Genomic DNA, 14,051 nt, shown 5'->3' with positions numbered 1-14,051 from the left:
TAGAAGAAATGAAAATTTGTATCCATCCATATGGTTGGATAGGTTACCAACCAAAAAGAATATAAGGTGATATGATGGAAAGCTTTGTTTGGAAACCGAATATGTCTCTAGCGACTCCTCTGTATAAACAAATAGAAACGTATATAAAAGAAAGAATCGTTAATGGAGAATGGACTGTTGGAACGAAATTGCCTTCACAAAGAGATTTGGCACATACATTTGGTGTGAACCGGAGTACAATTGTAATGGCTTTCGATGAACTAGTGGCAAAGGGATACATTGAAGGGAAGGGCAGGAAAGGAACAATTGTTGTAAATAATAATGAGAATGCTTCAACGTACGCGCCCCCGCCTAATTGGCAGTCTTATGTAGAAACGGGACTTCATTATCCGAATCTGCCTGCTATTCAAGAGATTAATCAAGCTGAATTTTATCCGCATGTAATTCGTTTAGGAACAGGTGAGCTCGCGCCAAGTCTTTTACCTGAAAAAAAGATGAAAGATATTATGAATAAGCTTTTAAAGTCGAGCATGATACTTGGGTATGAAGAACCGAAAGGGAATTTCTATTTAAGGAAGAAAATTGCGGACTATTTAAAAGGACATGGTATAGATGTAAATCCTGATTCTATATTAATTGTTTCAGGAGCAATTCAAGCGTTGCAACTTATTTCTATGGGGCTTCTTCCAAAAGGGGCATCCATCTTATTAGAAAAACCATCTTATTTATATTCTCTTAATGTTTTTCAATCAGCAGGAATGCGTTTAATTGGTATACCAATGGATGAGAACGGTTTACATGCATCATATATTACGAAATATAAGAAGCAATTTAATGCATCTATTTTATATACAATCCCGTCTTTTCATAATCCGACGAACTTTAGTATGAATGAGAAGAAACGAATAGAAGTGATGGAAATATGTAACGAAATTGGTTTGCCAATTATAGAAGACGCGGTGTACCAAGACTTATGGTTTGATGAGCCTGTTTCAAAGCCTTTAAAAGCATATGATAAAAACGGAATTGTACTACATATTGGGAGTATGTCTAAAGTTATTAGTCCAGGGTTAAGAATTGGATGGATTGTTGGATCTGAGCCAGTCATTCAAAGATTGGCAGACATAAAAATGCAAACAGATTATGGTTCAAGTTCTATATCCCAGCAAATTGCAGCGGAATGGTTTGCAGATGGATTGTATGATGAACATTTACAGTTTGTAAGAACTAAGTTGAAAAAACGTAGAGATTTTATGTTGCAAATGTTAGAGAAATATTGTCGTGATATAGCAACATGGTATGAACCGACAGGTGGTTTTTATATTTGGTTACATATGAATGTACCCGTTTCGAACCGTAGCTTATTCGACAAAGCTTTGAAAGAAAAGATTTTATTAAATCCAGGTACTTTGTATGATAGAAGTGCAAACCAATTTTTGCGTCTATCCTATTCATACGCAACGTTAGAAGAAATTGAAATAGGTATCAAAAAACTTGCAAAACTAATGAAAAAGTAAGAGGAGAAAATAATGAAACAATACGTAATTTGCCAAATTATCAATGGAGAAAAATATTTAGCTGCTTATGCGGAGTCGAAGCAGGATGCAATTGAAAAAGCAGAATTGTTAGGATTACGAACGGGAAATCGATACACAGTTATTACTGCGGAAGAAGCTGAAGGGTTAACGTATCCTTAAGCAACGAATAATAATGATGCAGCAGGAAGTAAATAAGCCTCGTAATCTATGATATTACTAGGCTTATTTTTTTTGAAAGCGTTACGTGTTTTCGTATGAAAAGTAATAGTATTATGAGTCAAGTTGACGGAAATACCGATTTGTTTTTCGGTCCTGATTTCCGTTTCTATAGTCATCAATATATTGTCTAAAGTTCCAAGAGTGTAAAAACTTATTTGCGGCGTTATAACCAGAATTGTAAAGCCACTCTTTTTCTTCCTTTGTTAACTCAAAGTTTGTACTTGTAATGGACCCTGTTGGAATTGTAATCGTTCTTGCTTTTGATTCCTTGTCTAAATGTCGTAAATCATGGGCTTGCATCATCGTTTTAAAAAGTCCTTTGAACATGGAAATAGGCTCATTATAGTGGGCAGGATCAGCTTGAATCTCATCTTTTACGAAATGAAATCCAAATGTTGGCCAGCGAGGAGAGGAAGGTGAGTCGAAAATCCAAATTGGGTAATTGCTTAAAATCCCTCCATCAACCATATAACAAGGTTGCTTCCATTTTGGGGTTCTCCATTTTACCGGTTCAAAGAAGAAAGGGATTGTACTACTCATTCTTACAGCTTTAGCAATAGAGAAGCGATAATTTAAAAATCCGTAGTTTGGTAAGTCATCAGGAAAGATAACCATTTTGCCATTACTTATATCAGAAGCGATAATTTTAAGCTTATTTAAATCAGGTAAATCTGTAAATAAGTGAACTCCTTTTTTGCGAAGTAATTCTTCAATCCATTCTTCTATAAATATATTAGAGTAAATACCAAGAGTAGTCCATGCGCTTAATCCTTTTCCGATAAAGGGGATTCTGTCAATAAAGGTTTTCTTTGTAAATGTATTATAATCGATATCGGTTATAATCGTTTTTAACTCTGAGCAAGAATATCCTGCTGCTAGGAGCGCAGCGATAATGGAACCAGCTGATGTTCCAGCTACACGCTCCCATTCATAGCCTTTTTCAGCTAACGCGCAAATTGCCCCTACATGTGCAATCCCGCGTACACCGCCTCCTTCAAAAACACCATCAATCTTCATCAATCATACTTCCTTTCGAATAAAAGATTTGAAAATGGCAAAAAAGCACGTATTGTACGTGCTTTTTTACAATAGTTTTTAAATTTACTAGCAGCCTACAAAGCCGCCCCAACAGCTAGCTCCGATGATGATTAGAAGGATAAATAAAACGATTAATAAAGCGAAACCTCCATAACCACAACCGCCGCCACCGCCACCGTATCCGTAACCACAGCAACTATATCCGTAACCCATGTGGAATTCCTCCTTAAATTAAAAATAAAAATGAACGAGGGGAAAATGTACTGGAAGAAATAATGAACTATCGTGTTTGTAGGAACAATGTATACTATGCTTTTTTAAACTTGTTCGCGTATGGAGGAAGAGCCCGTTTTTTTGAAGGCTTGTTGTTTTCACAAAGAATGGAGTATAATTTTTGTGCGATGATATAAATATGTAAATGTAAGGAGAATTTATGAATAAACAAATTGAAGTTTTAATTGATAAATATGGGCTGACACATTTAAAAGAGGAACTTATGAATACTGTATTTCCTTGTGTAAAAGTTGTGCCAAAGCAGGAGGAAACCGTTGCGATAGGTAGTTCGAAAATGGGAGGAGTTCCTGATTTACCAGCTGTATTTGAATACCCAACACACAAAGGAAATCCGTTACAGTTTATCGCTCAGTTTAATTTAAATGATTTACAAAATGCTGTTATGGATCACAATCTACCTAAGACAGGAATGTTATACTTTTTCAGCGTTGAAAATTACTTTGAGGAAGATGTGAATCCAACTGAAGCGGGGCGTGTGCTTTATTATGATGTTCCTGTAGAGCAATTGCGAAGAGCCGATGAATTGCAAACGAATTATAATCAGTGTGCAACTACTTTTGAACTGACATATAAATTGCCAGAGCTTTTTATTGAAGATGAGGCTGATTCAGATCGTTTCTTACAATTGCTTGAAGAGTTAATTCCAGATAACTACGATAACCATCAAATGTTTGGTGAGCCATTCTCTGTACAAGAGGAAGTATTATATGAGACAGGAGAATATATGGGGATTGACCCGCAGCAAATGACGCTTTTATTCCAAATTGATTCAGATACTAAAAATTGTAATATGATGTGGGGAGAATTAGGAATGCTTTATTTCTGTATTGGAAATGAAGACTTGAAAAATCGACGTTTTGAAAATGTATGTTGTGTATTACAAACTTGTTAATGAAAAAGGTTGTTCTTGTAAAAAGAACAACCTTTTTACAATGTTAAATATGCATAATTTCATATGACCTATACGAAAAAGTATTGTATACTCTGAAACTATACGATACTTTTTCGTATAGTTATAGAATGTAAGGAGTGACATGATGGGAAAGACAAGTAAGTATGTGACAGCTACCCTGCTTTGTTCAACTATAGTAATGGGAGGCTTACAGGCGTCAACGGTATCTTATGCAGCTACGAATCCGTCTGTAGCGACAACACAATCAGATGCAAAACTATTAAATGATTTCCGAAAAGAATTAAAAAAACAGGTTGATAATCGAGAAGAAAATATTACAATCACATATAAATCAAAAGATAGAAATGCTAGAAATGTTATGGACCAATTGTATGGCGAGTTTAATAAAGTTGTAGATGCAGATGAGTATGTAAAATATAATGTGGCGTCTACTAAATATTCTATTAAAGGGTTACCAGGAAACTATACGTTTACACTGCAAGTTAAGTACCGTGAATCAAAAGAGCAAACACAATATGTGAAATCTCAGGCAAAAGCAATTATTGGTTCAATTGTAAAACCAGGAATGGATGAGCATGAGAAAGTAAAAGCGATTCATGATTACGTTGTAAAACATGTATCTTATGATACGTCTTATAAAGCGTATACAGCATATGAAGCATTAGCGAATCGTTCTGCCGTTTGCCAAGGCTATACGTTATTAACGTATGAGTTGTTAAAAGAAGCAGGTATTCAAAATCATATTGTAACAGGCACAGGGAATGGACAAGCTCATGCATGGAATTTAGTAAACATTGAAAACAAATGGTACCACCTTGATACGACATTCGATGATCCAGTACCAGATAAAGCTGGGCGTGTAACATATTCATATTTTAATATGTCTGACGAGCAATTAAGTAAAGATCATGAATGGGATCGTAGTAAATATCCGGCGGCAACTGCAAGTTACTTTAATGAATTAACAAACAAAATAAAAACGGGTAGTTCAAAGACTGCTGCGTATGAACAAATGTTAAAAGAAACAAATTTGAAATATTTGTCTGCACAATACGGGGCAGATAATTATAGTGAATTTAAGAAAAAATTACAGCAACAATTCGCTTCTAAGCCAGAAAAGGTAGAAGTACGATATAAGCAATCTATGGATGGAACAATGCAAGATATAAAGAAAGTGTTAAATGAAATAAATTGGCCAAAAGGTGCAAAACGTGTATCTTATGAAGTAGCACCATATAGTGCAATGGCAGATTATTCATTAGCGACAATTACATTTACTTATTAATTAAGAAGAGCATCTTGGAAAGATGCTCTTTTTATTATGTATCACTTTAAAAAACAGAATTGTGTGATGAAATATAAAAAGGAAGGATGTGGGATTTGAATGAATTTGTTCGAAAGTAATATTTTTACATTGATATATACTTGTTTAGTAATCGGACTTATCGTTTTTTTTTTCCTATCATTTACTTTGTTCCTTAGAAGATTATTGCAAAACAGCGCTGCAAAAAAATAACATGTAATTAATATGAATAAGAAGCTAGATCGAATGATTGAATTGCTTGAAAAAGATAAGAAATAATGATAGAAGATGTATGAAAAGGGGAAGAGGATGGCTAATTATATAAAAGAATTACGTGAAAAAGTAGGTCACGACTGTGTTCTCATAAACTTTGCGGGTGGTTGTGTGTTGAATGAACATGGAGAAGTATTACTGCAAAAAAGAGGTGATTTTAACGCTTGGGGATTTCCTGGCGGTGCAATGGAAATTGGAGAATCTGCCGCAGAAACCGCGATTCGAGAAATAAAAGAAGAAACAGGTTATGACGTGGAAATAAATGAGCTTATCGGGGTGTATACAAAATATTTTCAAGCATATCCAAATGGAGATAATGCCCAGTCAATTTTAATATTCTTTTCATGCTCAATTGCCGGTGGAGAGCAAAAAGTAGACGGTGATGAAACGTTGGAATTGAAGTTTTTCCCGCTAAACAAAATGCCACCATTGTTTAATCAACAACATGAGGATTGTTTACAGGACTTACTAGAGAAAAGAGTAGGGGTGTATCGTTAACATAAAAAAGAAGCTAATGAGATTAGCTTCTTTTTTATGTTTTATTTATTTCCACCAATCATCAAACATTGATGCTGGTACTTGTCTTTTATGCTCGCTCACTGCGTAACGTTTTTCAATTTTTTCTGCAACGTCAGCTGGAACTGCTTTACCTTCTAAATAGTCATCTAGTTGATCATACGAAATACCTAACTCCGTTTCATCAGCTTGACCTGGTTTTTCATCTAATAAATCAGCTGTTGGCATTTTTAAGTAAAGTCGCTCGTCCGCACCTAATTCTTGTAATAGAGCACGTCCTTGGCGTTTCGTTAATCCCGTTAATGGTAATAGGTCTGCACCACCATCTCCGAATTTTGTAAAGAATCCTGTTACAGCTTCTGCCGCGTGATCTGTTCCGATAACAAGTAGACCTTTTTGTCCACCAATTGCATATTGTGTAACCATACGGATACGTGCTTTCACGTTACCTTTATTGAAATCTGTTAATGATTCACCTAATAAGTTTTCGTATTGGCTTGAGAAAGCATCAACTGTTGAAGCGATATCAAATGCAACAGATTGATCAGCTTGAATAAATTGTAATGCTAATTGCGCATCATCTTCGTCTTTTTGCACTTTATAAGGAAGGCGCACGGCGATAAACGTTGCGTTACCACCTTCATTACGAATTTCCTCCACTGCAAGCTGAGCTAAACGTCCAGCTAATGTAGAGTCTTGTCCGCCACTAATTCCAAGTACAAATCCTTTCGCACCTGTTTTTTTTACATAATCTTTTAAGAAATCAACACGTTTACGGATTTCTGCTTTCGGATCAATTACAGGCTGAACATGTAATGCTTTCATAATCTGTTCTTGTAATGTCATTATGTTTCCTCCTATTCATATTAAAGCAGTAATTAAGTTTATATGTATATTGGTACATACTTCTATCCTTTATTATTTCGCAAAACTAGCGAATATACAATAGGATGCGTGTATGAATATGAATGTAGTCATTATAATGAAACTGCTTCGTTTAAGCAATTTTTTTGAAACCTTTCAATAATGTAAGGTTTTTGTCATTTGAATCGATGGAAGGTATTTCCGTATTTTACTAATATAAAAACATAGTTAGTAGAAGGGCGGAGAAGTAATATGAACATTAGAGAACTCGCATACCGGAATGTAACACGAAATAGACGAACATACTCAGCATATTTTTTAAGTAGTGCATTTGCTATTATGGCCTTTTTTGTGTATTCATTTTTTGCGTTTCATCCGGCATTAAGTGCTGGAGAACTGGGGCAATACGTGTTCGTAAGTATGTCTTTTGCACAGTCCATTATTTACTTATTTACATTTTTCTTTATTTTATATTCGATGGGAATGTTTTTAAAAACGAGAAAGCGTGAATTAGGAATTTTAATGATGTTAGGTATGACGAAATATCAATTAAAGCGTCTTATCTTCTTTGAAAATATTATGATTGGGATAGGGGCAATTATTTTTGGAATACTTGCAGGAATGCTATTTTCCGGCATGTTAATATTTGTAGCTCCGATGATATTAAAATTAGATATTTCCTTAGCTTATTACATACCAATGAAAGCCATTGTTGTAACGAGTATTATGTTTTTCGTATTATTTATGATCATTTCATTGTTTAGTGCAGGAATGATTCGAAAAAATAAAATAATGAAATTGTTTAGAGGATCAGCAGAAGCGAAGCCGGAACCGAAAGCTTCCATTATTTCTTCTATATTAGCAGTCATATTGCTTAGTGCGGGATATGCAGGAGCGCTTCTGTCACACGGCGCAATGGTATTTGTCATGATGATTCCTGTTACAACGGTAGTCATTATTGGTACGTATTTGCTGTACAAGCAGTTGAGTGTCTTTATTATTAGACTATGTAAAAAAAGTAAACGTTTCTATTGGACACAGACAAATATTGTTACGTTATCAGATTTAGCTTACCGTATGAGAGACAACGCCAGAATGTTTTTTATTGTAACTATTATTTCAACTGTAGCATTTTCAGCAATAGGTACATTAGTTGGTTTCACATCAATGACGAAAGAAATTATGGAAAGACCAATTGCGTTTCATTACCACTCCAAGCAAGGAAATAGTAATGAATCACAGCATTTGAAGATGATTAATGAAGGATTAAAGAAGCATAGTATAACAGCGTCTAAAGCTACTATTTCAACGAAAAGGGCAGAGGAGCAGTCTTTAAGAAGTGCTATTTTCATAAAAGAATCAGATTATAAGGAGTATGCGAAGTTAACAGGAGAACCATTTCAAACTGTAGCAAATAAAGAAGCTTTATTTTTATCAGTCGATATACCAGGCCCACCGATGAAAGAAAGAAAAGAAATTATTTTACCACATTTGAATGAATCTTTAAAAGTGAAAAAAGTTAATACTTCTTCATTAAGTAAAATACTAAGAGGTAACGTTTATGTAATCTCTAAAAATCAATATGATGCATTACAAGATGGATTTAAAGAGGAAAAAGATTATGTGTACAAAACAGAGGGAACGAAAGATGAAATTGAAGTTGGTAAAGAACTTACGCATCAGATAAAGACTTATGAAGAACATGCAACGTTTAGTGCAGAAGAGTACGAACAAAACCAAAGTTTACAAATAGCAGGACCAATTTTATTTGTAGGTTTCTTTATTGGTATAGTATTTTTCGTATGTGCAGGAAGCTTCCTTTACTTCCGTTTGTTTTCTGATTTAGAGGATGATACTCGTTTGTTTGAAATGATTAGAAAAGTAGGTTTAACGAGCGGAGAATTATCGAAAGTAGTTACAATTCGATTAGCACTATTATTCTTCGTTCCAATAGGTGTTGCAACATTACACGGGGCAGTAGCGTTAACTGCACTGGGACAGATGTTTGAGTACTCACTATTTAAAGAAAATGCGATTGTATTAAGTGTTTTCGTAGGAATTCAAGTTGTATATTTCTTATTGATACGATCTCTTTATTTAAAACAATTGAAAGAGAGATTACGTATTCGTTAAATGTGTATTTTTAACTTGAGTACAAAATTTTCTAAAAAGATACAAGTATTACCAAAAAGTGATAAAATGGAAAGAGCGAGGTGGAAAAATTAATAGAAAGTAAGGGGGGAGTAATATGAAAGCAACAGGAATTATTCGAAAAGTAGACGAATTAGGACGAATTGTTATTCCTAAAGAGTTACGAGAAGTATTAGGAATACAAATCAAATCACCACTTGAAATTTTCGTAGAAGAAGATAAAGTCATTTTACAAAAATATCAACCTTACAATGCTTGTCAAATAACAGGTGATGTTTCAAATCAAAACATATCATTAGCAAATGGAAACATTACTGTTAGTATAGATGGAGCGAAATATTTAATAAAAGAAATAGAGAAGTTTTTAAATAAGAGTGAGGCTTAGTCTTAATTTATTTTATTTTTAAAATTTCATATCATTCTTTAAAAACTATGAAAGGACCATTAAATTGGTCCTTTTATTTTTGTTATTGGTTGTACCAATTGGATTTTTGGTGAATAAAAATTATGAGATTAATAAAAGAGTAGTATAAAATTAGTAAGCTATATTGAGAAATATTTTTAAGGAAGGAAAACGAAACGAATAAAACGAATGTTACATTTAAACCTTTTCAAAAGTGGTCTGAAATGAAAATAATATATTTTCAGGAGGGATTACGATGAATAGTAGTACAGCGAATAAACAAAAAGGTATACAATTGATTCCTTTTACAGTAAATAAGGTGGTTGAACAAGTAAATGAAATTCCACCAGGTGTACAACTCATTCATGCTCCACAAGTATGGGAGAAGAGTGGGAAAGGAAAAGATATTGTTGTTGCCGTATTAGATACAGGTTGTGATGTGAATCATATAGATTTAAAGGATCGCATTATCGGTGGAAGAAATTTCACGAAAGATTACGAAGGGGATCCAAATATTTATCTTGATAATAACGGACACGGTACTCATGTAGCGGGGACAATTGCAGCGACTGAAAATGGTGTTGGTGTTTTAGGAGTCGCACCACTTGCTAAAATGTTAGTGTTAAAGGTTTTAGCGGGAGATGGTTCTGGAAGTTATGAGCAAATTATTGAGGCGATTCATTATGCTGTAAATTGGAGAGGACCTAATAAAGAAAGAGTTAGGGTCATTTCAATGTCACTTGGTGGCCCGCAAGACGTTCTAGAATTACATGAAGCAATTCAAAATGCGGTAAGACAAGATGTTCTCGTCGTATGTGCTGCTGGGAATAATGGAGATTGTAATGATAACACGGAGGAACTGGACTTCCCAGGTGCGTACTCAGAAGTAATTGAAGTCGGTGCTGTCAATTTAGAACGGAAAATCGCATGTTTTAGTAATTCGAATCAAGAAATTGATTTAGTGGCGCCAGGTGATGAAATATTATCTACGTATCCCGAAGGAAAATATGCGGTATTAAGTGGTACTTCTATGGCAACACCGCATGTTGCTGGAGCACTGGCATTGCTCATTAAGCAGTGTGAGAGAGAATATGGTAGAAAGTTATCAGAGCCAGAAATATATGCACAACTTATTAAAAGAACTGTACCTTTAGGGTATGAACGTACATCTGAAGGGAATGGATTAATAGATTTATTAAAAGAATAGCAAATACGAAAAAACATCTCATATGAATATGAGATGTTTTTTCGTATGGTTCTGTCGCAATACAGGGGAATCTAGTATTTAATTCTTTTTTACGAAATGTATATTAGGCTGGTGGTTATCCCGTACAATTATAAAAGGTACATAGAACTTGCATCGTAACAACGAAAACCGCTATAAGGTTAGAGGAGGTATATACTGATGATATATCAAGTTATCCAGCAGTTAATTGATCGTGCTATTGAAGTTCAATTAATTGAAAAAGAAGATGAAATATATACAAGGAATCAAATCCTTTCCTTACTTCGTTTAGATGACTTTGTAGTGGAAGCGTCAGCGCCCGCACCCGCAAAGAAAGCAATTTCGGAGTTATTGGAAGAGTTAATTGAATATGCTTGTATGCATAAAGTCATTGAGGCAGTAATGGACGAGAAGGAGATTTTAGCAAGTGCAATTATGGATGTTTTTATGTCCAAACCGTCCGTTATCAATTCTCTATTTTATGAAAAATACGAACAAAATCCGAAGGCTGCGACAAATTACTTCTATGAGTTAAGTAAAAACAGCAACTATATCCAAATGAAGCAAATTGCCAAAAATATAAATTATAAAGTAAATACGGAATATGGACCCATTGATATAACGATTAACTTATCAAAACCGGAAAAAGACCCGAAACAAATTGCTAGAGAGAGAGTATTGGAAAGTACAAATTATCCAAAATGTTTACTCTGTATTGAGAATGAAGGATATAGAGGGAGAATTGGACATCCAGCACGCTCGAATCATCGTATGATTCGTATGAATCTTACAGATGAAAGCTGGTTTCTACAGTATTCTCCGTATATATATTTCAATGAACACTGTATTGTATTGTCTTCAGAACACCGTGATATGAAAATTGACCGTCAAACATTTTTACGTTTGTTAAAATTTGTAGAAAAATTCCCACATTATTTCCTTGGTTCCAATGCAGATTTGCCAATTGTAGGAGGATCTATTCTAACACATGACCACTATCAAGGTGGAAACTATGAATTTGCTATGGCAAATGCATCAAACGACCTAATTTTTGAACTAACTAATTTTCGAGAAATGCAATGTTCTATTATTAAATGGCCTATGTCAGTTATTCGCTTAAGAAGTAAAGACATAGAACAAATAGTAAATGCAGGGGAGTACATATTAGAGAGGTGGAAGGGATATAGTGATCCATCTGTTAATATATTTACATTTACGAATGATGTTCCACATAATACGATAACTCCGATTGCTCGTTACCGGAATAGTATGTACGAATTGGATCTTGTTTTGCGGAATAATCGTATAAGTGAAGAACATCCGCTAGGTATTTTCCACCCTCATGCGGAAATACAACATATTAAAAAGGAAAATATCGGACTGATTGAAGTAATGGGGTTAGCTGTACTTCCGGCGCGTTTAAAAACAGAACTTCAGGAAGTGGAAAAATTCTTACTTAACATTCCAAGTGATATTCCAACGCCTCATATACGATGGGCAGAACAATTAAAAATCAAATATGGCAATCGGATACATGAACACAATGTACAGGAGATTATAAGAGAAGAAGTGGGACGGAAATTTATAAAGGCGCTTGAAGATGCTGGTGTTTTTAAACGAGATGACGAAGGGATATCGGCGTTTAAACGTTTTATTCAGACCTTAAATTAGGAATGGACTTAGTAGTTATAGTGATTACAAAATGACCTAATTATATGATAAGGGAGGTAATAATATGGAGGAGTGTGAGCATAAGCAACTACAGGAATTGAAACAGGTAGGTGGCCCTATATTAATGGTGTGTATAAAATGTAATCAAATTATTAAAGTAAAAAAGAATTAAACGCATGTATTCCTAGTGTGTGATGAACAAAGTCCTCATTGATTAAAGTTTTACTGTATGAAAAGAATAGAAAAACTAAAAAAACATCCCATATTCATGTGGGATGTTTTTTTAGTATGGTTCTGTCGCATGTATTACGACATCTAATAAACCGGGGAATCTAGCATTTAAGTCATCTTCACGAATTGAAATGAAACGTTGTGTGCCTTCAAGGCGTGTATACATAACACCGGATTCACGTAAAACCTTGAAATGGTGAGATAAAGTTGATTTCGCAATTGGAATGTTTAACGCACCACAAGATTGTTCATTTTTCTCTAGTAGCATAGTTACAATTTGTAAACGAATTTGATCGCTAAGTGCGTATAAGACAGAAGAGAATTGAATTTCTTCTCGATTTGGATGATAGAGAGTACGCATTTTTTCACCTGCTTGTATAAGTTCATATATTTGCACTATAACATACAAAGTGGTATATTTCTATTGTTCGAATATATTCGAACAATAGAAATATAGGGGGAGAAAAAATGAAGTATATAAAATTGCAAAAGGCAGGACTTAATATTTCAAAGTTGGGGCTAGGAACAAACGCTGTAGGGGGACATAATTTATATGCTGATGTGAATGAGGGAGAAGGAAAACAATTAATTGAAGAAGCTATTCAGCAAGGGATTACATTTTTTGATACAGCAGATTCATACGGATTCGGTAGATCAGAGGAATTGGTAGGGGAAGTATTGAAAGGAAAACGCCACGAAGTTGTACTTGCTACAAAAGGTGGAATACAGCCGTTATTAAATGGAGAAGTTTATATTAATAATGAACCAAGCTATTTAAGAAATGCTGTGGAAAATAGCTTAAGAAGATTACAAACTGATTATATTGATTTATATTATTTACATTTTACAAATCCTGAAACAAGTTACATAGATTCAATTGGAGAGCTTAATCGCCTAAAAGAAGAAGGGAAAATTCGTTCAATTGGAATATCTAACGTTAATGTAGAGCAATTAAAAGAAGCGAATCAGCACGGACATATAGATGTTGTACAATCACCATATAATATGTTAGATCGTAATGCTGGGGAAGAACTTTTGCCGTATTGTATAGAAACAAGTATTTCATTTATTCCGTATGGGCCTCTTGCCTTTGGGATACTAGGTGGAAAATATACAGAATATTTTAAATTGAACGAAGGGGATTGGCGTCAAAGTGTAAATCTCTTTGAAGAAAATACATACAAAAGTAATTTTAAGAAAGTAGAAATGTTAAAAGGCTTAGCTAAAGAAATGAATCTTGAAGTATCGCATTTAGCTTTAGCGTGGCTTCTAAACAAAAAAGGAATTGATACTGTTATTCCTGGTGGGAAACGAGCGGAGCAAATAAGAGAAAGTGTAAGAGCGGTGGAAGTTTCATTGAATGAAAAGGTTATGAAAGAGATTGAATCTATTTTAGAAGCTTAGTTAAAAAG

General features: G+C 34.4%; 14 protein-coding genes and 1 pseudogene. 11 read left to right on the top strand and 4 right to left on the bottom strand.

Features of this window, described 5'->3' with window-relative positions:
* Positions 1-74 precede the first annotated feature (74 nt).
* On the top strand, positions 75-1,517 hold the full coding sequence (locus JDS82_RS11790; protein ID WP_199713329.1) for an aminotransferase-like domain-containing protein: 1,443 nt from the start codon (positions 75-77) through the stop codon (positions 1,515-1,517).
* 12 nt (positions 1,518-1,529) lie between these two features.
* A complete protein-coding gene (locus tag JDS82_RS11785) occupies positions 1,530-1,697 on the top strand; it encodes a DUF3933 family protein (RefSeq protein ID WP_000816376.1) in 168 nt (55 codons plus the stop codon).
* Between the two features lie 111 nt (positions 1,698-1,808).
* Here JDS82_RS11785 and JDS82_RS11780 read toward each other — a convergent pair whose 3' ends face one another.
* Positions 1,809-2,774 (bottom strand): patatin-like phospholipase family protein, encoded by a 966-nt coding sequence (locus JDS82_RS11780; protein ID WP_199713326.1) that lies wholly within the window; start codon positions 2,772-2,774, stop codon positions 1,809-1,811.
* Between the two features lie 87 nt (positions 2,775-2,861).
* On the bottom strand, positions 2,862-3,008 hold the full coding sequence (locus JDS82_RS11775) for a YjcZ family sporulation protein (protein ID WP_076536956.1): 147 nt from the start codon (positions 3,006-3,008) through the stop codon (positions 2,862-2,864).
* A 220-nt stretch (positions 3,009-3,228) separates the two neighbouring features.
* Here JDS82_RS11775 and JDS82_RS11770 point away from each other — a divergent pair, with 220 nt between their 5' ends.
* The 4 genes and pseudogenes from JDS82_RS11770 (at position 3,229) to JDS82_RS11755 (ending at position 6,076) form a co-directional block, all read left to right on the top strand.
* The gene (locus tag JDS82_RS11770) at positions 3,229-3,981 is read left to right on the top strand and encodes a YwqG family protein (RefSeq protein ID WP_199713324.1); all 753 of its coding nucleotides are present in this window, start codon (positions 3,229-3,231) and stop codon (positions 3,979-3,981) included.
* Positions 3,982-4,126: 145 nt separating this feature from the next.
* Entirely contained in the window at positions 4,127-5,287 is a 1,161-nt protein-coding gene (locus JDS82_RS11765) for a transglutaminase domain-containing protein (protein WP_199713321.1), read from the top strand.
* A gap of 99 nt (positions 5,288-5,386) precedes the next feature.
* A pseudogene (locus tag JDS82_RS11760) lies at positions 5,387-5,584 on the top strand (DUF4083 domain-containing protein).
* A gap of 30 nt (positions 5,585-5,614) precedes the next feature.
* Positions 5,615-6,076, top strand: coding sequence for an NUDIX hydrolase (locus JDS82_RS11755; RefSeq protein ID WP_046954986.1), 462 nt, complete (start codon positions 5,615-5,617; stop codon positions 6,074-6,076).
* A 45-nt stretch (positions 6,077-6,121) separates the two neighbouring features.
* On the opposite strand, the gene nadE is transcribed toward JDS82_RS11755, so the two are convergent.
* Entirely contained in the window at positions 6,122-6,940 is an 819-nt protein-coding gene (gene nadE, locus JDS82_RS11750) for an ammonia-dependent NAD(+) synthetase (protein WP_076536961.1), read from the bottom strand.
* A gap of 270 nt (positions 6,941-7,210) precedes the next feature.
* Here nadE and JDS82_RS11745 point away from each other — a divergent pair, with 270 nt between their 5' ends.
* From JDS82_RS11745 to galT, 4 genes are all read left to right on the top strand, one after another.
* Positions 7,211-9,091: an ABC transporter permease gene (locus tag JDS82_RS11745; RefSeq protein ID WP_199713318.1), complete on the top strand. Its 1,881-nt coding sequence runs from the start codon at positions 7,211-7,213 to the stop codon at positions 9,089-9,091.
* A 115-nt stretch (positions 9,092-9,206) separates the two neighbouring features.
* Positions 9,207-9,494 (top strand): AbrB/MazE/SpoVT family DNA-binding domain-containing protein, encoded by a 288-nt coding sequence (locus tag JDS82_RS11740; RefSeq protein ID WP_061671834.1) that lies wholly within the window; start codon positions 9,207-9,209, stop codon positions 9,492-9,494.
* A 274-nt stretch (positions 9,495-9,768) separates the two neighbouring features.
* Positions 9,769-10,719, top strand: coding sequence for a serine protease (locus tag JDS82_RS11735; RefSeq protein WP_199713316.1), 951 nt, complete (start codon positions 9,769-9,771; stop codon positions 10,717-10,719).
* 198 nt (positions 10,720-10,917) lie between these two features.
* Positions 10,918-12,408 carry a UDP-glucose--hexose-1-phosphate uridylyltransferase gene (gene galT, locus JDS82_RS11730; RefSeq protein WP_199713313.1) on the top strand — a complete coding sequence of 497 codons (1,491 nt, stop codon included), beginning with the start codon at positions 10,918-10,920 and terminating at the stop codon, positions 12,406-12,408.
* 283 nt (positions 12,409-12,691) lie between these two features.
* Here galT and JDS82_RS11725 read toward each other — a convergent pair whose 3' ends face one another.
* Positions 12,692-13,000: an ArsR/SmtB family transcription factor gene (locus tag JDS82_RS11725; RefSeq protein WP_001259916.1), complete on the bottom strand. Its 309-nt coding sequence runs from the start codon at positions 12,998-13,000 to the stop codon at positions 12,692-12,694.
* Positions 13,001-13,107: 107 nt separating this feature from the next.
* On the opposite strand from JDS82_RS11725, the gene JDS82_RS11720 reads away from it, so the two are divergent.
* Positions 13,108-14,043: an aldo/keto reductase gene (locus JDS82_RS11720; RefSeq protein WP_199713311.1), complete on the top strand. Its 936-nt coding sequence runs from the start codon at positions 13,108-13,110 to the stop codon at positions 14,041-14,043.
* The last annotated feature ends 8 nt before the right edge of the window (positions 14,044-14,051 follow it).

Origin of the sequence: Bacillus cereus group sp. N14 (genome assembly GCF_016483555.1) — a bacterium.
GTDB lineage: Bacteria > Bacillota > Bacilli > Bacillales > Bacillaceae_G > Bacillus_A > Bacillus_A wiedmannii.
The sequence above is the reverse complement of the archived record's forward strand: the minus strand, read 5'-3'. Positions and strand labels throughout refer to the sequence as shown.

Bases quoted from the DNA above. Each gene is read 5' to 3' on its own strand.
- galT (WP_199713313.1), top strand. From the start codon at position 10,918: ATGATATATCAAGTTATCCAGCAGTTAATTGATCGTGCTATTGAAGTT.
- JDS82_RS11770 (WP_199713324.1), top strand. From the start codon at position 3,229: ATGAATAAACAAATTGAAGTTTTAATTGATAAATATGGGCTGACACAT.
- JDS82_RS11720 (WP_199713311.1), top strand. From the start codon at position 13,108: ATGAAGTATATAAAATTGCAAAAGGCAGGACTTAATATTTCAAAGTTG.
- JDS82_RS11780 (WP_199713326.1), bottom strand. From the start codon at position 2,774: ATGAAGATTGATGGTGTTTTTGAAGGAGGCGGTGTACGCGGGATTGCA.
- JDS82_RS11790 (WP_199713329.1), top strand. From the start codon at position 75: ATGGAAAGCTTTGTTTGGAAACCGAATATGTCTCTAGCGACTCCTCTG.
- JDS82_RS11740 (WP_061671834.1), top strand. From the start codon at position 9,207: ATGAAAGCAACAGGAATTATTCGAAAAGTAGACGAATTAGGACGAATT.
- JDS82_RS11725 (WP_001259916.1), bottom strand. From the start codon at position 13,000: ATGCGTACTCTCTATCATCCAAATCGAGAAGAAATTCAATTCTCTTCT.
- JDS82_RS11735 (WP_199713316.1), top strand. From the start codon at position 9,769: ATGAATAGTAGTACAGCGAATAAACAAAAAGGTATACAATTGATTCCT.
- JDS82_RS11745 (WP_199713318.1), top strand. From the start codon at position 7,211: ATGAACATTAGAGAACTCGCATACCGGAATGTAACACGAAATAGACGA.
- JDS82_RS11765 (WP_199713321.1), top strand. From the start codon at position 4,127: ATGGGAAAGACAAGTAAGTATGTGACAGCTACCCTGCTTTGTTCAACT.
- nadE (WP_076536961.1), bottom strand. From the start codon at position 6,940: ATGACATTACAAGAACAGATTATGAAAGCATTACATGTTCAGCCTGTA.
- JDS82_RS11775 (WP_076536956.1), bottom strand. From the start codon at position 3,008: ATGGGTTACGGATATAGTTGCTGTGGTTACGGATACGGTGGCGGTGGC.
- JDS82_RS11755 (WP_046954986.1), top strand. From the start codon at position 5,615: ATGGCTAATTATATAAAAGAATTACGTGAAAAAGTAGGTCACGACTGT.
- JDS82_RS11785 (WP_000816376.1), top strand. From the start codon at position 1,530: ATGAAACAATACGTAATTTGCCAAATTATCAATGGAGAAAAATATTTA.